The following is a 21,506-nucleotide window of genomic DNA, read 5'->3' as shown; positions in this document are numbered from 1 at the left end:
GCCATGGCGCACCGGAGGCTGCGGGACTACTTGCGTCCGTAGTTGTCCTCGACTCTGACGATGTCGTCCTCCCCCAGATACGCGCCCGACTGCACCTCGATGATTTCCAGCGGCGTCTTGCCGGGATTCTCGAGTCGATGCAGCGTGCCGATCGGGATATAGGTCGACTGGTTTTCGGTAAGAATGCTGGTGGTCTCGCCGCAGGTCACCCGCGCGGTGCCGCGCACGACGACCCAATGCTCCGCGCGGTGGTAGTGCATCTGCAGGGAAAGGCTCGCGCCGGGCTCGACGACGATCCGCTTGACCTGGAAGCGGTCGCCATGGTCGATGGAGTCGTAGCATCCCCACGGCCGGTGTACCTTGCGGTGATTGACGATCTCCGCGCCATGCTCCTGGCGCAGCCGCTGCACCACGTTCTTGACGTCCTGCACGTGGTGCTTGTCGACCACAAGCACCGCATCGGCGGTTTCCACCACCACCACGTCCTGCACGCCCACGCACGCGATCAGCCGGCCCTCCGAATGGGCCAGGCACGAACTCGCGCCGTCGAACAACACGCGGCCACGGCCAGCATTGCCGGCGTTGTCCTTCGTGGCGATATCCCAGATGGCCGCCCACGAGCCCACGTCCGACCATCCGGCATCCATCGGCACGAGCATGCCGGGGATACCGCGCAGCCCGTCGAGCTTTTCCATCACCGCGTAGTCGATCGAATCCGACGGGCAAGTGTCGAACGCCTCTTGTCCGATCCGGAATACATCATCCTTGCCGCTTTCACTGGGCTGGCCCGTCTCGTAGGCCGCGCAGCAACGGGCGTGCATCTCTGGCTGGAGCTGCATCACGGCCTTGAGCCATACCGATGCCAGCACGACAAAGATGCCGCAGTTCCACCAGTACTCGCCCGAGTCGACGTAGTGCTGCGCAAGTTCCAGGTGTGGCTTCTCGACGAACCGCTCGATCAGGAACCCGCCCGGCGGCACCGGCACGGCGGCGCGGATGTAGCCGAAGCCTGTTTCCGGCGCGGTGGGACGCACGCCCAGCGTGACGATCGCGCCGCGCTCCGCGTGCAGTACAGCGGCGGCAATGGCATCACGGAAGGCATCGCTATCGGTCACGCTGTGATCAGCCGGCGTGGCCACCAGCACGGCATCGCCACCTTCGCCAGCCGAAGCCATCGCGTGCAGCGCAGCCATGGTCAGCGCGGGCGCGGTATTGCGGCCGCACGGCTCCGAAACGACACGCGCGCGCTTGCCCTTGCGCTTGAGCATGTCGGCGACCATGAAGCGATGCTCTTCGCCGCATACGACGATCTGCGGCGCCTCGACACCGGCCGGACGGCCAGTGCGCGCGGCAACGCCTTCCAGGCGGGCCGCCGTGGCTTCCAGCAACGTATCGTTGGCCACCAGGTTGAGCAGCTGTTTGGGATACTGCTCACGCGACAGCGGCCAGAGCCGCGTGCCGGCGCCGCCCGCAAGGATGACTGGCTGAATCACTGGCCGCTTCACAGGCTGGATCACAGGCATGGAGGTTGCCCGTCCCGGCGCCAACACCGCTGGCGCCTCTACCTGCGCCTGCACCATGACAGGTGGCAGGATCTTCCTCTCCCGGCTTCGCACTCTCATCATGCCCCCGCCTCTACGCAGAAATAGGTTCGCAAGATAGTTCCGGACCGCTGTCCGGACGGATGCCGCCAGTGTAGAAATTCAGCCCGCGCCATCTCTGTTCGATTCCGCACACGCTCGCCGGCGGGGCCGTGCGGCAAGACCGCGCATCTTGCCGTTCTGTGGCCCAGCGTACCGATGCGCGCGCGCGTTGTCGCTGCAATAGCGCTGATTGCGCCCTTGCCGGCCACGGCGGGCAAAGCACAACAGGCATTCGAACCTTGCGGAGAATCGACATGGAGCGCGGTACTGAAACTGTCCTGGGGACGCTCGCGGGGTGCGGCGGCGGAGCGGACTCTGCGGCAGCTATCGCCCCCGCGAACACGCGGCCGGGCGGCCTGCACGGCGAAGACGCGATCTGGCAGGAAACCAACTGCTACATGGACCTGTGGATCGAACTGCTCTACGGCTGGGGACTGGACCCGCGCGCCGCGCTGGCGTTCACGGTTACCCAGGACTTCGAAGGCGACCACTTCACGTTCTTCAAATATCCGCAGGCCGATATCGAGCAGCTTTACGGCACGGTCGTGCAGGAGATGGCCGTCTACGACACGCTGGAGGCACACGTCGCCGAACAGGTCGGACGCGGCCATACCGTGCTGGTCGAAGTCGACAGCTATTACCTGCCCGATACCCGCGCCACGGCGTACCGTCGCGGGCACGTGAAGACCACGATCGCCGTCGACCGCATCGACACGGCGGCCCAGCGGCTCTCGTACTACCACAGCGTGGGCTACTACACCGCCGAGGGCGAGGACTATCGCGGGTTGCTGCGGCTCGATCCTGCCCTGCGCGACAACGGGGACGTGCTGTTTCCGTACGCCGAATGCGCCAAGCGCGTGCGGACGCCGCTGCAGGGCGCGGCGTTGGCGAATGCCGTGGCCGTGCAGATGCGCCGGCATCTGGGCCGGCGTCCGGCGCACAACCCCGTATCGCGCTGGCGCGAGGCGTTCGGCGATCAGGTCGGCAACGTGTTGGCCCGTGGCGATGCTTATTTTCATCACTATGGATTCAACCTGCCGCGCCAACTCGGCGCGAACTTCGAGATGCTGGGCCACTGCCTGACCTGGCTCGGCGAGCACGGCTATCGCGTGCCGGCATCGGCGATCCGTGGCGCGGCGACGATCGCGTCGGAGTGCAAGGTATTGCAGTTCCGGCTCGCGCGCGCCGTGGCGCGTGGCCGCCCAGACCTGTGCGCGGAGACACTGGACACGCTGGAGGCCGCCCACTCGGAGGTCATCGACGGGCTGCTGCAATCGTTCGGCAGCATCGATCCGGCGCATTCCTGAACCCCTTGTCGTGAAAGAGGGCCGACACGCCTGGCGCGGCGGCCCTCTCCCCTGCTCCATCCCCATCCCGAGGCGATGTATCAGGCGTGCACGTCGGCCAGCGCGGGCAGCAGGCGGTCGTACTCGCGCTTGACCAGCTTGTAGCACTCGCATGAGTGCTTCTCCAGGCCGCAGCGGTCCAGCACGGTGATATGGCCGCGGCTATGGTGGATCAGTCCAAGGTCCTCGAGCTTGCCGGCGGCTTCGGTCACACCTTCGCGGCGCACGCCGAGCATGTTGGCGATGACCTGCTGCGTGATCACCAGTTCATTGGTACTCATGCGGTCGATGGCCAGCAGCAACCAGCGGCAAAGCTGCTTGTTGAGCGAGTGGTGGCGGTTGCACGCTGCGGTCTGCGCAATCTGCGTCAACACAGCCTGCACATAGAGCAGCGTCACGCGCTGCAGCGCGGGCAGCTGGCCCAGTTCCGAACGCAGCACACGGGCCGGAATCCGGTACGCGAAACCCGGGCTGCGCACTTCCACGCGACTCGGCATCGTGTCGCCACCGGTCACCACTGGAATGCCCACCAGCCCCTCGTTGCCGACGGCCGCGAATTCGACGGTAGCGCCGTCTTCCAGCAGTGACAGCAGCGAGACCACCGACGTGGTCGGAAAATAGACGTGGACGATTCGCTGACCCGAGTCGGTCAGCAGTTCGCCGGCACGCAGGCGAACCAGCTCGAAGTGCCTCGACAACGCCTCCCATTCATGGCGCGGCAATGCGTTGAGCAAGTGATTGACATGCAAGTCCGACCGATGCGTGATCATTTCTAATTCCTCCTTCTGATCCCGAAGCGGCTTCGGAACGCATCCCGCGCCAATCCAAGCGCCCAGGATACGTGACCCGGTTTCGCCGCTCCACCCGTATTCGATTGATGGCGCAAGCCGGCAGCCCTGGGGCCGCCACCCGTTTTCTCCGCCGGGGTTCGACCCCGACTGGCTGTGTTGTTGCTGGCTCTATTAAGTGCTATGCCGCACAGAACCGACAGTAGGCGAACGGTTGGGTCGGCCAGTCATGCTTTGGTAGGTTGGATGGAGGAAAACGGTGGAGGTGCAAGGTGTACGCATAGGCATCACCCGCGCGGGGCGCAGCCGGTGCCAGATGCGCCCGCCGCGCCAGCGTTGGGCTGGCGGGAAAGGTTGAAGTGGGATGAAGGAGGTTGAGATCAGCCGTCGTAGCTGACCGGGCGGGAAGCATTGAGTGCCGAAACTTCGCCCGAAGGGATGGCGCTGGCGCCGCTGGTGACGCCAGCGTCATGCATCAGGCGGATGCGCCGCGTTTCACCCGGGCCAAGGTGGAACCAGTCGGTCTCAGGCTGCATGGCATGGTCCACGATATGAACCCATCGCGCGAAGCGCCGCGTGCCCACCGTGAGCCACCATTGGTCGCCTTCGCGCGCCACGCTGGCCTGCAGCCCCGGCTCGCGCAGCGCGGCGGCGCGGCGATCGGGGAGGTACACCGACTGACTGAGCGGCGGACCGGGTGGCTGATTGAGCAACCCGTTGTCCTCATCCATTGTGTGTAGCGTGGCAATGACCACGTCGTGCGCAGGCGGGCCAAACCGGTAGGCGTAGGTGAAATCGAAGAAATGATCGAACATCTCCGCCGCGCCCAGCCTGCGTGTCTCGCGTGGTGCCAATGTGAGCGTTTGCTCCGCCCGTGCCGCCACCGCCTCGCCATCGCGCAGGCAGCGCAGTGTCAAACATACGGTGCGAGGCGTGGCGGATTCGTTGATCACGTGCGCGTGCAGACCATTCAACCCTTCATCCGTCAGGATGACCTGCAGCGGCTGCCATACCTGGCGCAACGCATGCCATGCGGACTTCGGCCTCGCGCGCGCATCGACGATGCCCCATCCGGCGCCTGGCACCAGATCCTGCAACTGCCACACCAGTCCGCCCTGGCACGTGGACCCCGCACGGCGCCATTCGCCGAAGACCTCCGTCATGATCTCGGCCACTACCGCGCGCGACAGCGCCAGGTATCGTTCCGGTTGCTCGTAGCGCAGCCGGGGTGGATCGACATCGAACAGATCGCGCAGATAGAAATCGCGGATGTCCTCGAAGTCCCACGCCGCGCCCGCGTCGCGCGGTACACGTGCCTTCCAGCGGGGATCATGCAGCGGTTGGAACAGGCCCGCCTCGGAAAGTGTGCGCCCGCACGGCACGTTCGCAAAGGCCAGGCATTCCGAGGTGAAACGGACGTTGGCCATCCGCGCATCGGACAACGGGCGCTGATAGGCGCCCACGCCGTAGTAGTGACTGACACCCGTATCGGGCTGGAACGGCCACGCGCCCTCGCTCGGCGAATTACGCACGTAGATCACGTCGGGTCGATGCTCGCGTACGAGCGACGGAATCAGTTCGTCGAACAAGGGCTGGCGCCACACGTTGCGCGGCGTTCCCATCATCGCGGCCTGCTGTTCCGCCTCGCTGCCGCCGCACAGCACCGCCAGACTGGCGTGCGCCCGCGTGGACGTCAGCCACTGCGCCACTTCGCCCGCGGCATCGGCCATCAGCGCCGGGCTGGCGCTGGACTCGCTGCCATAGTCGAAGTTGGCGAACATGAAGTCCTGCCAGACCATCAGGCCGAGCGCATCGCACTGGCGATAGAACGCCTCTCCCGGATAGCAGGTGACGCCACTGACGCGAACCATATTGGCCCCGGCATCGCGCGCGAGTTGCAGCCAGCGTGCCACGGACGCGTCCGTATCCGCCAGCCCCGGAAGATCGTGACTCGACACACAGGCGCCACGGCAGAACACGCGCTCGCCATTGACGCGCAGCGCGAACGCGCCGTCGTCGCCGGAGCGGTCCTCGGTAATCGTGCGGAAGCCAGTATGCCCACACGCGATCCCAAGCGCGCCGATACTCGCCTCGACGCGGTACAGGGCGGGTTCACCATGCGTATGCGGCCACCAGCGCTGCGCCTGCGCCACGCGCAGCGTGCCCGCAAGCGTATGCCCGCCGACGCGGCGCAGTTCGCCTTGCCACACTGCGTGGTCGGGGCCGATGGCCGCGAACGTTCCCTGCTCTGGCGCCGGACCCGGAAAGTGCAACTGAAGCACCACGACGCCGTCATCACCATCCAGATGACTCGACAACTCGGCGCGCACGCCGTGTGTGACATCGGCGCCCATCGGGTCGAGCAGTTCGATGTCGCGCCATGGCCCCACCGCATGAACGGGCGGGCACCAGCCGGGCATATGACCAAGCAGCGTGGTGCGTACCGCACGCAGCGTCGGCGGCACGATCATGCGCGGCTTCCAACGCACCGGCCCGCGCTGCGTGCGCAGCCACGGGTGCATCGCGCGGAAGCAAAGGTGCAGCACGTTGTCGCCGGCCAGTTCCACTTCCACCTGGTGGGCGGTGAACATGTGCCGCACGGTCAGCACCTTCGTGCCGTTGAACCAGACCTCGGCCAATGTCGCCAGACCATTGAAGCGCAGCAGCCGGCGTCCGTCGCCCTGGAATCGAAGCTTGTACCAGTAGTCATGCTGATGCAGTGGCGGCGGCGCAGCCTCATCCCAGCGGCCTGCGGCACGCAAGGCGCTCGCGACGGTACCCGGCACCGGTGCCGGCAGCCAGTGACCGCCATCATCGAGCTCGCCCGGATGCGCGACCGCGTTCGCGAAGGTTTCCAGCAGGGTCCAGTCGCCTTCAAGCCGCGCATCGCCCACGGCTACACCCGGGCGCAATACCGGCAGCAGAGCCGGCTCCGGATCGCGCGCAGTCATGAGACGGTCTCCCCGAAGCACGCGGCCAATGCCGGCACGGTGCCCTGGTAAGCTGCCTCGAGCTGTGCCAGGCAATCCTGGCATCCGTCGGGCTTGTGGCTGATCACGGCGCGCATCAGGCGGAACTGCATCACCATAGCTTCCGACGCCATCGTGTAGCAGGCTTCGGCCACCGTATCTGGCACCACCTTTCCGTTCATCACGAGCCAGCGCACGTAGCGGCCCATCAGCTCGAAATTGGCGCCGAGCTGGCGCAGCACGCTCGCGGCGTAGATCTGGAAGTTGGGCTCGCCGCGCGACATCAGTTGCTCGAGGTGTGCCGGAAATGCCTCGCGGAAAGCCTTGATCGGATTCTGGCGCGGACGGCGGGCCAGATGGCTGCGCAGCAGGTCCATCGACGCCCGCAGCAAGGCATCCTCCGCCTGCGCGGCAAAGCGGCGGCGCACAACCTCCGCCTGCGGAAACGACGCGGCGCCCCAGGAAGACTCACCATCAAGGCTGCGAAAGATCGACACGTAGTCGTCGCCGCTCGCGGTGTGATAGCCGTCGTGATGGTAGTAGCCCACGGCCGTGGCCTCGGGCACCAGCACGTCGATCGCAATGCAGGACCGCGCGTGCTGCCGACGATATGCGCCGGGCGACTGCGGCAGTTGATAGTTATCGACCTCGAGCAGCACCACGTTGCCGCGATTGGTCTGCGCGGCCACATGCGTTTCGAGTCTGCCGTAGGTCGACAATTCGTCCTTGACGATGCCGTAGAGCAGCTCGAGGTCCGCTGACGGAATATTCAGCGATGTGAACTGGTCACCCTCGAAATCGAGGGTGACCGTAAATGGCAATGCGGCGATGGGCTCCAGCTCCCATCCATGCAACAACTCGATCCAGAGATCGATGTGGCGGTTGGCATGCGACCACACGGGGTTACCCCCGTGCAGCGCATAGGCTCCGCCGCGCGTGCGCACCTTGCCATCACCGTACATTTAGATGCCTCCCAGCGTTTCCCTTACTGCCTGAGGCCACCTGGCTGGGTCAAGTCCATGGTGCTTCAGGAGCGCCAGCACCAGCCGTTCGATACCGAAACCGACGCAACCCGTGTGGGCGACGCCACCGTCGTGCAGTCCGATATGCCAGAGCGCGCCGAAGTGATCCATGTGGTAATTGAAGCTCATGCAGGCCGTCGGCGGCGCGCCGTCGTTCACCGGGATCAGCAGTTCGAACTTGAGTTTCAGCTCGCGCTGGCTGTCGGCCACGATCTTGCCGCCGCGCCCGAAGAACGGGTCATTGGCCACGTCGACTTCCACCGGAAGCTGCAGGGCCCGACCGAACGCCAGCCCACGCTCCATCCACAACTCGCGGAACGCCACGATCCGCTCGGGGGACCCCAGGCAAACGTACTCGCGCTGCCGGAATAACTGCATCCGGGTAGGCTCCAGCGACGGTTCGTGCCGATAGCAGTACGACATCACGTCGACGATCTTGCCCTCGGCGGGCAGCGGGCCGCGCTTGCCGATGACGGGATAGATCGGGTAGCAGGCGGCGGGCGTCATCACCACGCCCGTGAACTGCTGCTGATCGGTCCAGTCCTGCTTGTCCTCGAGCCGCGCCAGCAGTTGTCGATGCCCGCGATCGTCGCCGCAGAAGCTGTGGATCGTGCCGGCAAGCTGCGGAAAGCTCTTGAGGTACTCGCTGGTTTCGAAATCATCCTTGCCGATCGCTGGCGGGAAGCGCAGCACTTCGGCGTTCTGGTCCGCGCCGATCCGCGTGAACGCGGCATTCAGGCCGTCGGCGATGCCTTCGAACACGGCACTGCGGCCGTAGAGGCCACGCACGCCAGTCTGGATCAGCAGCCCCGCTGCCAGCAGCGATTCGAGGAACGTTGGCGGTTGCGCGGCCATTGGGTCCGCGCCACCTGCCGGACGTGCCTCGGTAAGAGTGTGTGCATCCATGGATGCCTCCTTCAGGAACGATCGGCCAGCAGCAGGTTCGCTGTATTGGTCTGAATGCGATCGTTGTTGATCATCAGCGGCGCCGACCACAGATCGCGCAGGTGGCGTCCCAGGCTGAATGGCGTGCCATGCTTGTAGCCCGCCATCCCGCACACCAGCAGCGCCTGCTGCACGACTTCCAGTGCCATCGTCGACATCGCCGTCTTCAGACCGTTCATCTCGGCCGCCAGCGCGAATGCGGCGGATACCGAAGCGCCCGCATGGCGGCTGCGCTGATGCGCCAGCGCCAGATCCACGCGGCCTTCCATCATCTGCAGCAGGCTGACGGCTTCGGACACACGCGATGCGGACGGCGGCAACTGGCCCGGACGCGCGCGTGCCTGTCCCTGGAAGAAGGTCTTGGCGCGCGATACGGCATCGCTGGCGATGCCGAGCCACAGCGAGCTCCAAAGAATGTGGGAGACCGGTGTCATGGTGGCGTCAGCGATCTCGCCGAACGGCACCGGCAGCACCTGATCCACCTGGCCGGTGGCTTCCAGCCGGAAGCCATTGCTGCAGGTGCCGCGCATGCCGAGCGTGTCCCACGCATTCAGGCCTTGCAGCGTGTAGTCGGACTTCAGCGCGCAGACCAGCACCTGATCGGACGGCGAGGCATCCGCATTGCGGCGCGCGGTAATCAGGATGCCGTCGGCGTGGGCGCCATAGGAAATCGTCGGCGCCATCTTCAGCAGGTGGAAGCGGTCGCCATCCACGTTGACGGCGCAGCCGCTGCTACGCAGCGCGCCACCGATCGCCTCTTCGGACGTGGCGGACGCCAGCAGCAATTGCTCGCTGGCGATGCGTGCCAGCAGGTGCTGATGCCACGGACTGCCGGTGCCGTGATCGAGCAGGCACGCCACCTGGATCTGGTGCATCGCATAGATCATGCCGGTGGACGCACAGGTCTCGCCCAGCACCTTGCAGATCGCGGCCACCGTGGCCAGCGATGCGCCGCTGCCGCCGAGCACGGCCGGCACCATCGCGCCGAGCAGACCCTGGTCGCGCAGGACTTCGAACGCTTCGTGCGGAAAACGCGCTTCCTGGTCCACGGCGTCGGCAAAGCGCTGCGCGACCATTGCGGCCTCGCGCGCGGCGGCCAGCAATGCATCGCTGGCCATCGCGCCGCCAGCGTCGGGGTTGGCGTGCGCCAGCGTAACCTTCGCTCCGGTGTTCATGCTGCCTCCTGCTGCTGGCGAATGGCTTCCACCGCGGCCGCCAGCGAGTCAACGCTGCGGAATAGCTGGCGCGTCAGCATCTGATCCGGGATCTCGATATCGAACGCGTTTTCCAGCGCCAACATCACATGCACGGTGGCCAGGGACGAGAGTCCCGCCGCGTAGAGATCGTCGTTGTCAGCCAGGGTGGCCAGCGGTACATCTAGCCGGGCCACTTCGCCCAGAATATTGCGGATGGTTGCTTTCATTCGTAGTCTCCGATTGCGTTGACGGGCTCCATTCCATGGGTTTTGCGTGGTCGTTTCGGTGCGATTTCGCACCAAACCGAGCGCGCGGCGGCGTCTACCCCTCAGTGGGTCTCTTTATTGTTGGTTCAGTAAGCCGTGGTGCCGGTCCAGCCATGCAGCGCGGTGCGCAGGATGATCCGAAGGTCGAGCTGGAACGACCAGTGCTGGATGTAGTAGATGTCGAACTCGATGCGCTTGCGCATCTTCTCGACCGTGTCCGTCTGGCCACGCAGACCGTTGATCTGGGCCCAGCCGGTGATGCCGGGCTTCACGCGGTGGCGCAGCATGTAGCGGTCGATCAGTTCCTTGTAGAGCTCGTTATGCTCCATCGCGTGCGGACGCGGGCCGACCACTGACATCTCGCCGCGCAGCACGTTGATGAACTGCGGCAACTCGTCGAGGCTGGTCCGGCGCAGGAACGCGCCGACGCGGGTCACGCGCGGATCACCGCGCACGGCCTGGGTCACGCCACCGCCGTCCTGGTGCTGGCGCATGGTGCGGAACTTGTACACGTTGAAAGGCTGGCCGTCGATGCCCAGGCGCTGCTGCCGGAACAGCACGGGACCGGGCGACGACAGCTTGACCATCGCGGCTATCAGCAACAGCAACGGGCTCAGGCAGACCAGCACACCGAGCGAGAACACGCGATCGAAGCTGGCCTTGACCACGCCCGTGATGCCCGAGACGGGCGGACTGTTCAGGTCGATGACGGGCAGACCCATGAACTCGCTGAAGCGGTGGCCCAGCAGCTCGACGGACGACACGTCGGGCACCCAGCGGATGTCGATCATCTCATTGCGGAACTGGCGCACCACGCCGGACAGATCGCGGCAAGCGGCCATCGGCAGCGTCAGCCAGATCTCGCGCACGCCATGGTCGCGCACGAAGCCGCTGACTTCCTCGATCTGGCGCAGCGGGGTCACGTCGTACGGAATCGCGTCGGACTCCTCGTCATACACGCCCACGACGCGATAGCCGGCATCGCGGAAGTGTTGCACGCGATCGTACATTTCGCGGCCCAGCGGGCCGTAGCCGAAGATCAGCACGCGCTTGGCGTTGATGCCCTGCTGGCGCACGTTGGCCAGCATCCGGAACATCACGACCCGCGACAGCGCCAGCATCACGCCCGTGCCAATGAACCAGCCCATCGACCAGACGCGTGAGACCGCCCCGATCTGGTGGATCAGGAACGCACCGAGCAGGCCGGAGATGAACACCAAGGTCCATGCGGCGGCAATGCGCAACCCCAGCACGGCGCGACTGCGGCCGCGCCATGATTCGTAGATGCCGAAGGCAGGAAAGATCAGCAGCGCGCCGAGCGCGCACAGCATCGTCAGGAACCCGTTGACGGGTGCCGCGCTCCTGATGCCGTCATGGAAATACAGCGCGCCCATGGCGATGCCGCATACCGCGATCAGTACCGCATCACCGAGTCGATAGAGATAGTGAAGTGCAGAGTGCCGCTCGGCGGCAACATTCCATTCCGACGCCATGACCGCCCCAAAGCCCTCGCGGGAAACCAAGTGCAGTCATGGTTGCGCACGTATGGCGCGTCGTCTGTTGGCAGGCGCACAAACCCCTCGAGCGCCTGCGACCTGGATGGCGTCAGCAGGCGCAACGCCGGGTCGCGCAATCCGGCCGTGCGGCGACGTTGATCTGGCAGACGCGGCAGTCCGCTTGCCAGGCCCACTCGCCACGCTCGTACGGGCGGTCACGGCCAGAAAGAAAGGTGGCGATGCCCTGCACCCAGATGTGCGTCACGCCCGCCACGCCACTCACCGGCAGCACGAGCACTGTGGCCAGCACACCGGATGCCAGCAGCATCGCAACCGGGCCGTGCGGCACCTCGTGACGCATGATGAATGGCAGGCTGACGCAGAAGCCGAGCGCCAGTCCGCTCACCACCTCGGACATCGAATGCGCGTGCAGCGCGAGCCGGGACATGCCGACGGCAAGTGCCAGCAACACGCCGGCCACGGCGGCCAGCAGGCTCAGGGTTCGATAGCGTGACGGCACGGCAAGGCATGCGAACACGGGCAGGATCGACGCAGCCATCATCGCGTGGCCGGAGAAGCCCGTGAAGTTGAGCGCGGCGCTGCCGATGCCCCAGCCCATGAAGGCGAGCTTCGACACCAGCACGAGGCAGGCCGTCAGCGAGAACGCGATCAGCCAGTGCCGCGCGACGGCGTTGGCGCCATGCCACCGCAGCCACGCATACAGGAAGACGGCGCACGGCAGCAGAAAGGCCGATTCACCGAAGAAGGAAACGAGTTGCCAACGACTCATGACACGCGGACCTCGTACGGTTCAACGTACGGATTGCCAATTGCTTGGGATGCCGCAGCGTAGCAGTCCATATCCATCCCCTCTGTGCGCAAGGGCACGCCAGGGTCTCCATCCCGAAGCATGAGATGGGCGACGCTCTCCGCCCCCGAGGATGAGATGCCGCGCAGGCGCGCGCGTCACCCTGAGTCTTCTGGTTGATGGAGTGTCGCCGCGCGATTCGATATGTTCGTAAGTAATGGGCGTTCGCGCACGCGAGCGTCCATTTCAAAGCCCGCATGGTCCCCCGGTCGGCGGGCTTCTTTTTTGGCGCGACGATCGGCGTGACCGTGGGGCGTAGCGCCCCGCGACCGGGTTCAGGACATTTCGTGGTGAGCGCCGTCGGTGATGCGCGCCAGCGCGACGATCATGGCGCGTGCGGCATCGATGTGCCGGCCGGCCTCGCGCTCGCCGATCTCGACTGCCGCGATGATCGCAGCCTCCTCGGTGGCAAAGTTCCGTCCGTGCAGCTCTCCCCGATACAACAACGGCCCGCCTACGATGGCGAGCCGTATCTCATAGCAACATGCCCACTTGCCCCGGCCCTCGCGCACGGCGAAACCATGCACGGCCAGGATATCCAGACTGCGATCCATACGACCCCCTTCTTCCCCCGTGCGGCCGGCCTGTCATCTCACCGGCTTCTGATCACGAGCACATCCAGCATAGTCGCATCGACGCGCGCCTGCCTTCATCCGATCGCAGGAGATCCCTCTGGATATACCCTTGTGTGGGGTGGTAGTACCGGCGTGGACGAGATATCCGCCAGGGTTGCTGGCGGCGGCACGGGCCTCACGTGCGACATCGCCAACGCTTCGCGGGGGAAGCATTGCCCGCCCGCCCATACCAGCGCGGCGGCAGCGCACACAAGGTCCACCGGCGCGGGCACAGCCTGGCAACCGCCGGCGCCGAGCTTCGCGGCGTGGCCGATCAGCGCGGCATCGAGCGCATCGGACAGGACAAGCCAGCGGCGCGGCGCCAGCTGCGCGTGCACGCGGTCGAGCAGTTCGTGGGGGTCATCCTCGGCGCTGCAATCGACCACGACCAGATCCACACCGCCGGGTGGCAAGGGTTCGGCTTCATCGGGATTGTCGATCGTGTGCTGCGACACGCGCGCTGTGGCGCCGTTGGGCAACCATTCCGGGCAATGCCATCGCACCGGCTGCGGTACGTCCTGCAACTCCATGCGCCGCGCGAGGATGCGGCACATCATTTCGTTTCTGGCGATCAGGTAGGTCGTCATCGAAGTACTAATGAGCATCTCGTCGGCATCGTCGCGCAGCATGTTGCGCTGGCGGGATGCCCGGTATGCGGTGGTCGGCTCATTTCAAGGTAGCAACGACCACCTGCGGCCGCCTCATGCTTTTGGATGAGGGCAGGCCGGCGAAAGGCGGAAACTGGACGATCCGAGGGCGCGCGCCCGGTGCGGCAACCGGTGCTCAGGCTGCCTCGCAAGCGTGCTGCGCGCTCAGGGATGACATCGGGATATGGGTCGGCCGGGCCGGCGTCGGGCCGGGCCAGTTCAACGATGCGCCGCGCTGGAGCGCGACGTACACGGCCTCGCCCTTGTTGCGCACATGCAGGCGCTGATAGAGCGTGCAGGCGTGGGTCTTCGCCGTGGCCACCGAGATATTGAGCAGGCGGCTGACCGTCTTGATCGGATAGCCACGCGCCAGCAGGGCCAGCACTTCGTACTGGCGCTCGGTGATGTTGAGCAGGTGCGCGCCAACTGCCGGCGTTTCGGTCGGCACCGCGTGGGTGTCCGCGTGCGCGGGCGCTGCGGCGTCGGCGCCGTGCAGCGGCACTACGACTGGCGTGGCAACGAGTCTCGACAACTCCGCGGGCACGGCGTCCGCGAGCGGTTCGTGGACACGATTGGCAGGTGCATGCGACGGGAAACACTCGCCGCCGGCCAGCACGAGCCGGATAGCGGCTTCCAGCGCCTCGGAAGAACAGGTCTTGGCCAGCAGACCGCGCACCTTCTCGGGCAGGCCGCCTTCCGGCATCGGCGCCGGCAGATGATCGGCAAGCACCAGCACGCGCAGCGGCTGCAGACGCAGACACAACTCGGCCAGTATCGGCCAGCCCGCGCCACTGTCGGCGGGCATCCCGATAATCAGCAGATCGGCATGATGCACCCACGGCTCGGGGGCGTGCAGCGTGGTGGGGTCGAGGTCGACGAGATCGCCGGGGACGTGCGCCTGAGACAAAAGGTGGTGCAGTCCGAGACGCAACAAGGGGTGTGGCTCGAACAAGAGGATGGTGGCCATGACTGCTCACTTCTTCTTGGCGCGCCGCACGAAGCGTTCGCTTCTGCAACGCGCTGATTGGAGGCGCTCCACTTGTAGCGTGGCTGCACTTCCATACGATCGGGTATAGCCTCCTGAGCCTACAGCAGCTTCCCGTCCTGGCCCGCCGCCGTCAAACTGGCCCTCCCTTGGAGGATGCCTGACCGCCCCGTTTGCGCATGTAGCGCATTAGATCCTTCTGAATACTGATTCAAACTAAATCTAATTCTGATGTTCAGCATAGGAAGGGCACTGAGTGAATGCAAGGTGATGGTGCGGCGCAGCGGGTTTCTCCGTAGGAGGACGCAGGGAGCCATTGCAGGATCTGTAGCGACGATTTGCGCACATAGCAATGGGCGTGTGAATCTCCGCTGTGCGGCGCACAAGAGCCCGCCTGCGACGACGGCAAGTGACGCTGCGGTAACGCCCGGATTCAAACCGGAGGCCCATAATGGCGGCCTCGATTCACGGACACGGTTCGCACGCCACGCGCTGCGCTGCTCCGACTCAATAACTACAGGGGGCCCCTTGGCCGCTACCGAAAATACTGGCTCGCAATCACAGCCACAATCGCAATCGCCTGCCGACCTCACGGCTCTGCCCGACAACCCGGACCTGGTACCGGGCATGCCATATCGCCACTACAAGGGTGGCGCCTATCTCGTGACCGGGGTTGGCCGTTTCGAAGCCGACATGACACCGGTCGTGGTGTACGAATCCATGCGTGACCGCTCGCTGCTCTGGGTACGACACGCCGACGTGTTCACCGAGCCCGTCTCGACCGCGACGGGCGACGTCGCCAGATTCGCGCCGCACTGGGCACCGGCCTTGTCGTGTCTGGACTTCCTGCCACGCAAGACGGTCCTTCAGGTACTGGCCTTGTACGATGCGCCGTACCGCAAATACCATGACCGGCGACACGTGCTGGAGATGTTCGAGCAAGCCCACGCACTCGGCATCGCACTCAATCCTGCGCAAGCGCTGGCCGTCCTGTTTCATGACGCCGTGTACGTCCCGGGCTTCGAGCACAACGAAGCGGCCTCGGCGGCCTTGCTCGACACCATGGTCGAGGACGTGAACGCCGACGTGATTCACCTTGCAAGGCAGATCATTCTCGACACCCGCACGCATGAAGCAAGCGTGCCCGACGCCGCAACGGTCCTGGATCTCGATCTCCTCCGTCTGGCCGCCGACGATGATGTCTTCGACGCGCATGGGCTAGCCGTATTCGATGAGAACCGCGGCTTGCTGGCGAGCAGGGTCCAACTTTCCGGCGAGGCGCTGTATCACGCATTCATGGTTCGCCGCGCGGCATTCCTCGGGGCACTGGCGCAACGGCCGAAACTGTTTTTGACGACGGCATTCGCCGAATTCGAAGGTCCGGCTCGTCGCAATATCGCAAGAGTTCTTGCAAGCTTCGGGCAAGCGAAAGCCAACTGATGCAGGGCTGCGAAGACCATCTCCGGACCTGCCCCGGAGATGTGTCTGAAATATGACTGTCATCGAAATCGCACCAAAGTCGCCCCAAATGACAGATGTCATGCAAACGTCCGGCCATCTGCTAACCTGAATCTCCAGAAGCCGGTTTCGTGCAGCCTGAAGAAGGACCAATAATCATGGGCAGACACATCGCGGCGCTGGCGCTGCTATTCGCCGCGGTCAGTGCATTTGCCGGAGATGTCACTGGGGCTGGTTCCACATTCGTCTACCCGCTGATGGCGAAATGGGCGGCCACGTATTACGCCAGGACAGGCCGGCAGATCGATTACCAACCCATCGGCTCAGGCAACGGCATCCGGCAGATCAAGGCGGCAAGCATCACGTTCGGCACCACGGACATGCCGCTCAAACCCGAAGAGCTCGAGCGCGCAGGACTGGCCCAGTTTCCCATCGCGGTAGGCGGCGTCGTGCCGGTGATCAACCTGCAGGGCATTGGCGCGGGGCAGATCCACATGACGGGCGCGCTGCTGGCCGATATCTATCGCGGCAAGATCGCCAACTGGAACGATGCGGCCATTGCGTCGGCCAATCCCGGCGTGCAGTTTCCCGACCTGAAGATCACGGTGGTCCATCGCAGCGACGGCTCGGGCACCACGTTCAACTGGACCGACTACCTTTCCAAGGTCAGCCCCGAATGGAAGGCGGCAGTCGGGGCAGGCACCACGGTGCGTTGGCCCATCGGGATGAACGCGAGCGGCAATGAGGGCGTATCGCTCTATATCCACAATATTCGCGGCGCGATCGGCTATGTGGAACTGACCTACGCGCTGCAGAAGAGCCTGCCCTATGCGTTGGTCCAGAACCGCGATGGTCTCTACGTGAAGCCTTCGCGCGAATCGTTCAGCGCCGCGGTGACGGCCGTGGAATGGAACCCGCGGCTCGACTTCTATCAGGTGCTGACCAATGCGCCGGGCCCGAACGCGTGGCCGATCACGGGCACGGTCTTCGTGCTGATGCAGCGTTCCGCCGCGCACCCGTCGAATACGAAGGATGCGCTGGCGTTCTTTCAGTGGGCGCTTGCCGAAGGGCAATCCGATGCGTCGGCCGAGCACTACGTGGCACTGCCGCCGGAACTGGTGAAGCAGGTGATCGCGTACTGGGCGGAGACCTTCAAGTAGCGTCGATCAGAACGCGTACGCGGCGCACAGATTTACGACGTTGGTCTCGTGGCCGCGCACCATGCCGAGCGCCTTTGCCACATCGACGTGCAGCACGCCCGGAACCTGCCTTGAACTTGCTTTGAAGTTACCTTGAGGCGCGATGCCGGCATGACCGCTATGGCCATGCCATGCCGATCAACCGATCAACGCGAGGAATCCAGCGCCTCGCCGTTCTTCTGCACGTCCTGCGCCTTCAGGTAGCTCTCGATCAGCAACTGATACGCGGGGAAGATCTTCGTGTAGATCTCGGCCCACTGCTGGGCATCGTCACGGTTCCAGGTGCGCTGCAGTTCGGACGCCACCGCGGCGGTATCCATCGGCACCACGCCTGCCTGCACCACGCGGGCCAGCGTAATTTCCTGCGCCATCTTCGAGTACGTGCCCGAGGCATCGACCACGGCAAAGACCTTGTAGCCGTCGGCAACCGCGCTGATGGACGGGAACGCCATGCACACGCTGGTGATGGTGCCGGCGATGATCAGTGTCTTCTTGCCCGTGGCCTTCACGGCGGCGACGAACTCAGGGTTGTCCCACGCATTGATCTCGCCCTTGCGCGCAACGTACTTCGCGTGCGGCGCGTTCTCATGGATCTCGGGGATCAGCGGGCCGTTGGGGCCTTGCGGCACCGAAGCCGTGGTAATCACTGGCAGCTTGCTCAGCGTGGCCATTTTCGCCAGCGCGGCGGCACGTTGGCGCAGCTCGGGCATCGGCATGTCACCGACGGTCTGGAACAGACCGCTCTGGTGGTCGATCAGCAGCATGGCCGTATCAGCCGGATCGATCACGGGACGGGCGCCGTTGAAGTTGGCGGGTTGGGTCATGGTGAAGCTCCTTCTTCATAAGGTGGTGGCACGCCACCGTAAGGGGAGAGGGCCCGCCGCCGGGACGATGGCGGGTCGATGACGACAGCTTAGTTTTGGAACACTGATGGCGGTAGATTGCTAAGTTGCACATCAGAGTCCTATCTCATGAACAATGGTGCCCGGGACGCTTGTCCGCCTGCTTCGCCTGATGCCGGGATCGAATATCTGGCCCAGCGCTTCGGCGCAATGCAGGAGGCGTAGACCCGGCATCGCGCCGGATCGCGTGTAGTTCGAACGAACTACACGCACGGGGGGACGAGATTCCTCCCTTCGACGGTCGCCCGTGGGCGACATGCTGTCTACAGTCGGTCTCATCAACAGGCGCGGCCATCGCCGCCCGATATCGAGACCGATTGCAAGCCGGAGACAGCATGTACCTGACCCAGGGCCTACACCGTCGTGTGCAGCAGACGCCCGACCACGTCGCCACGATATTCAGAAGCCGCCGGCGTACCTATCGTGAGTTCTCCGAGCGTGTCTCGCGCCTCGCCGGCGCCTTGCAGCAACTCGGCATGAACCCAGGCGACCGCGTCAGCATGCTGTCCCTGAACTCGGACCGCTATCTCGAATACGCAATGAGCGTGTGGTGGGGCGGTGGCGTCCTCAATCCAGTCAACACGCGCTGGAGCGTGCCGGAAATCGTCTATTCGCTCGATGACTGCGATACCGGCATCCTGATCGTCGACGATCATTTTCTGGCCATGGCCGAGCCGATTCGCGCCACGGCGAAGCGGGCACCGATTTTGATTCATGCGGGCGACGGCGCGCCGCCGGCAGGAATGCTGGGATTCGAGGCCCTGCTCGCAGACGCGAGCCCTGTACCGGACGCCATGCGCGGCGGCGAGGATCTGGCCTCGATCATGTACACGGGCGGCACCACCGGCAAGCCGAAGGGTGTCATGCAGTCGCACCTGAACCTGTGGTCGTCGTCGATCTCGCGCCTCGCCCAGTTCCCGCTGGACGAAGCGACGATCACGCTCCACGCGGCACCGCTGTTCCATACGGCGGCGATGGCCAAGGCAGTGGGTGTGTTCGTCATCGGCGGCACGCACACGATGGTCCCGACGTTCGATCCGGCCGAGGTGCTGGAAACGCTCGAACGCGAGCGCGTCAACGACATCATGCTCGTGCCCACGATGCTGCAGGCGATCCTGGCGTGCCCGGACTTCGCCAGACGCGATGTCAGCAGCCTGAAGCGCATCAACTATGGCGCGTCACCGATCAACGGCGCGGTGCTCGATGCGGCGCTGGCCGCCATGCCGAATGTCGAGTTCTCGCACGCCTATGGGCTGACCGAAGCGTCGCCGGTGGTATCGGTCAATCCGCCTGCCAACCACGGCCCGGTGGGCCGCGCCAGCGGGCTGTACCGGTCGGCGGGCCGCCCCGGCTTCGGTGTGTTCGTCAAGGTCGTCGACCCGAACGGCGATGAAGTCCCACGCAACACGATCGGCGAGATCATCGTGCGCGGCCCCAACATCATGCAGGGATACTGGAACAAGCCGGAGGAAACGCGGCAGGCACTGCGCAACGGCTGGCTGCATACGGGCGACGGCGCATACATGGACGATGCCGGCTATCTGTTCATCGTCGATCGCATCAAGGACATGATCGTCACCGGCGGCGAGAACGTCTATTCGGCCGAGGTCGAGAACGCGCTGGCCCAACATCCGGCAGTCCATTCCTGCGCGGTCATTGGCGTGCCGCACGAGCGCTGGGGCGAAGCGGTTCACGCGGTGGTGGTGCTCAGACCCGGCTTGCAGGCTGGCGAGGACGAATTGCGCACGCATTGCCGCGCGCTCATCGCCAGCTACAAGTGCCCCAAGAGCGTGGAGTTCCGCACCGAGCTGCCGCTCTCCGCAGCGGGCAAGATCCTCAAGCGCGACCTGCGCACGCGCTACTGGCAGGACCAGCCGCGGCAGGTCAGCTGAACCAATCGGGTCGATAGCGAACGACCCCACACCTATCTCCTCGTCACAAAAAAAGAAGGAAAGCGCAATGACCAACAAAGTGGTGGTAGCCGGTGTCGGCATGATTCCCTTTACCAAGCCGGGCGCGAGCGACGACTACGGCGTGATGGGCGCGCGCGCCGCGAAAGCCGCGCTCGCCGACGCTGGCATCGACTACGCGCTGGTGCAGCAGGCCTACGTAGGCTACGTGTTCGGCGATTCGACGTCGGGACAGACGGCGATCTACGGTGTCGGCCTGACCGGCATTCCGGTCATCAACGTCAACAACAACTGCGCCACGGGATCGACGGCGTTGTATCTGGCCCGGCAGGCCGTGGAGAGTGGCGCGGTGGAATGCGCGATCGCGCTCGGCTTCGAACAGATGGTGCCCGGCGCGCTGAAGGGCGCGTACACGGACCGCCCCGGCCCGATGGAGCGCTTCGCCCGTGTGATGAACGACGTCCAGGGCTTCGACGAACAGGCGCCGCGCGCGGCGCAGTTCTTCGGCGGTGCCGGCCGTGCCTACATGAAGGAATTCGGCATTCGGCCCGAGACCTTCGCGCGTATCTCCGTGAAAGCCCGCCAGCACGCGGCGCGTAATCCGTTCGCCGTATTCCGCAACACCGTCACGCTGGAAGATGTGATGACCTCCCCGAAGGTGTTCGATCCGCTGACGCGTCTGCAGTGCTGTCCGCCCACCTGCGGCGCGGCCGCCGCGATCCTGTGCACCGAGGCGTTCGCGCGCAAGCATGGGCTCGACACGCGCGTGGCCATCGCGGCGCAGGCCATGACCACCGACCGCAACAGCACCTTCGATGAAGGCGACATGCGCAAGGTGGTCGGCTACGACATGACGCACGCGGCGGCCACCCAGGTCTACGAACGCGCAGGCATCGGGCCCGGCGACGTCGACGTGGTGGAACTGCACGACTGCTTCACCGCGAACGAACTGATCACCTACGAAGGGCTGGGCCTGACGCCCGAAGGCACCGCCGAGAAGTTCATCCTCGACGGCGACAACACGTACGGTGGCCGCGTGGTGACCAACCCCTCGGGCGGCCTGCTGTCCAAGGGCCACCCGCTCGGCGCCACGGGACTCGCACAGTGCGCGGAACTGGTCTGGCAACTGCGCGGCGAAGCAGGCGACCGGCAGGTAGCCGGCGCGCGCCTGGCACTGCAGCACAACCTGGGTCTGGGCGGCGCGTGCGTGGTCACGCTGTACCAGCGCCAGTGAAGGCCCGCCGAGTATCGA

The 21,506-nt window shown here is 65.1% G+C and carries 18 protein-coding genes; 5 read left to right on the top strand and 13 right to left on the bottom strand.

What is annotated here, in order from left to right:
* Window positions 1-26: 26 nt before the first annotated feature.
* Window positions 27-1,523 carry a mannose-1-phosphate guanylyltransferase/mannose-6-phosphate isomerase gene (locus RMET_RS18300; RefSeq protein ID WP_011518051.1) on the bottom strand — a complete coding sequence of 499 codons (1,497 nt, stop codon included), beginning with the start codon at window positions 1,521-1,523 and terminating at the stop codon, window positions 27-29.
* Window positions 1,524-1,897: 374 nt separating this feature from the next.
* Here RMET_RS18300 and RMET_RS18295 point away from each other — a divergent pair, with 374 nt between their 5' ends.
* Entirely contained in the window at window positions 1,898-2,950 is a 1,053-nt protein-coding gene (locus tag RMET_RS18295) for a DUF1839 family protein (protein ID WP_011518050.1), read from the top strand.
* 80 nt (window positions 2,951-3,030) lie between these two features.
* Here the strand turns inward: RMET_RS18295 and RMET_RS18290 are convergent, their stop codons facing one another.
* The 11 genes from RMET_RS18290 to RMET_RS18240 all read right to left on the bottom strand — a co-directional run bounded on the left by RMET_RS18290 (window position 3,031) and on the right by RMET_RS18240 (window position 14,767).
* On the bottom strand, window positions 3,031-3,759 hold the full coding sequence (locus RMET_RS18290; RefSeq protein WP_008650019.1) for a Crp/Fnr family transcriptional regulator: 729 nt from the start codon (window positions 3,757-3,759) through the stop codon (window positions 3,031-3,033).
* 398 nt (window positions 3,760-4,157) lie between these two features.
* Entirely contained in the window at window positions 4,158-6,728 is a 2,571-nt protein-coding gene (locus tag RMET_RS18285) for a glycosyl hydrolase 2 galactose-binding domain-containing protein (protein WP_011518049.1), read from the bottom strand.
* Window positions 6,725-7,708: a DUF1839 family protein gene (locus RMET_RS18280; protein ID WP_011518048.1), complete on the bottom strand. Its 984-nt coding sequence runs from the start codon at window positions 7,706-7,708 to the stop codon at window positions 6,725-6,727. Before RMET_RS18280 ends, RMET_RS18285 begins: the two co-directional genes overlap by 4 nt.
* Window positions 7,709-8,674 (bottom strand): amino acid--[acyl-carrier-protein] ligase, encoded by a 966-nt coding sequence (locus tag RMET_RS18275; protein ID WP_011518047.1) that lies wholly within the window; start codon window positions 8,672-8,674, stop codon window positions 7,709-7,711.
* 11 nt (window positions 8,675-8,685) lie between these two features.
* Window positions 8,686-9,888 (bottom strand): acyl-CoA dehydrogenase family protein, encoded by a 1,203-nt coding sequence (locus RMET_RS18270; RefSeq protein ID WP_011518046.1) that lies wholly within the window; start codon window positions 9,886-9,888, stop codon window positions 8,686-8,688.
* Window positions 9,885-10,136 carry an acyl carrier protein gene (locus RMET_RS18265; protein ID WP_008650026.1) on the bottom strand — a complete coding sequence of 84 codons (252 nt, stop codon included), beginning with the start codon at window positions 10,134-10,136 and terminating at the stop codon, window positions 9,885-9,887. The genes RMET_RS18270 and RMET_RS18265 overlap by 4 nt, the downstream gene beginning before the upstream one ends.
* Window positions 10,137-10,261: 125 nt before the next feature.
* The gene (locus RMET_RS18260) at window positions 10,262-11,668 is read right to left on the bottom strand and encodes an undecaprenyl-phosphate glucose phosphotransferase (protein ID WP_011518045.1); all 1,407 of its coding nucleotides are present in this window, start codon (window positions 11,666-11,668) and stop codon (window positions 10,262-10,264) included.
* Between the two features lie 112 nt (window positions 11,669-11,780).
* A complete protein-coding gene (locus RMET_RS18255) occupies window positions 11,781-12,461 on the bottom strand; it encodes a phosphatase PAP2 family protein (protein ID WP_011518043.1) in 681 nt (226 codons plus the stop codon).
* A gap of 353 nt (window positions 12,462-12,814) precedes the next feature.
* Window positions 12,815-13,093 carry a hypothetical protein gene (locus tag RMET_RS18250; RefSeq protein WP_011518042.1) on the bottom strand — a complete coding sequence of 93 codons (279 nt, stop codon included), beginning with the start codon at window positions 13,091-13,093 and terminating at the stop codon, window positions 12,815-12,817.
* Between the two features lie 95 nt (window positions 13,094-13,188).
* Complete coding sequence (locus RMET_RS18245; RefSeq protein WP_011518041.1) at window positions 13,189-13,782, bottom strand: response regulator transcription factor; 594 nt, start codon at window positions 13,780-13,782, stop codon at window positions 13,189-13,191.
* Between the two features lie 154 nt (window positions 13,783-13,936).
* Window positions 13,937-14,767 carry a helix-turn-helix transcriptional regulator gene (locus RMET_RS18240; RefSeq protein WP_011518040.1) on the bottom strand — a complete coding sequence of 277 codons (831 nt, stop codon included), beginning with the start codon at window positions 14,765-14,767 and terminating at the stop codon, window positions 13,937-13,939.
* Between the two features lie 645 nt (window positions 14,768-15,412).
* Here RMET_RS18240 and RMET_RS18235 point away from each other — a divergent pair.
* Together RMET_RS18235 and pstS are read left to right on the top strand one after the other, a co-directional pair.
* Window positions 15,413-16,225 carry a DUF1653 domain-containing protein gene (locus RMET_RS18235; RefSeq protein WP_035820294.1) on the top strand — a complete coding sequence of 271 codons (813 nt, stop codon included), beginning with the start codon at window positions 15,413-15,415 and terminating at the stop codon, window positions 16,223-16,225.
* Window positions 16,226-16,401: 176 nt separating this feature from the next.
* Window positions 16,402-17,403, top strand: a complete 1,002-nt coding sequence (pstS, locus tag RMET_RS18230; protein WP_011518038.1) for a phosphate ABC transporter substrate-binding protein PstS — start codon at window positions 16,402-16,404, stop codon at window positions 17,401-17,403.
* A gap of 185 nt (window positions 17,404-17,588) precedes the next feature.
* On the opposite strand, the gene RMET_RS18225 is transcribed toward pstS, so the two are convergent.
* Entirely contained in the window at window positions 17,589-18,266 is a 678-nt protein-coding gene (locus RMET_RS18225; RefSeq protein WP_008646397.1) for a hydrolase, read from the bottom strand.
* A 413-nt stretch (window positions 18,267-18,679) separates the two neighbouring features.
* Between RMET_RS18225 and RMET_RS18220 the strand changes: the two genes are divergently transcribed.
* Window positions 18,680-20,236, top strand: coding sequence for an acyl-CoA synthetase (locus tag RMET_RS18220; protein ID WP_011518037.1), 1,557 nt, complete (start codon window positions 18,680-18,682; stop codon window positions 20,234-20,236).
* Between the two features lie 67 nt (window positions 20,237-20,303).
* A complete protein-coding gene (locus tag RMET_RS18215; RefSeq protein WP_011518036.1) occupies window positions 20,304-21,488 on the top strand; it encodes a lipid-transfer protein in 1,185 nt (394 codons plus the stop codon).
* The last annotated feature ends 18 nt before the right edge of the window (window positions 21,489-21,506 follow it).

This window comes from Cupriavidus metallidurans CH34 (genome assembly GCF_000196015.1).
Taxonomy (GTDB): Bacteria; Pseudomonadota; Gammaproteobacteria; order Burkholderiales; family Burkholderiaceae; genus Cupriavidus; species Cupriavidus metallidurans.
This window is presented reverse-complemented; position numbering and strand designations above follow the sequence as displayed.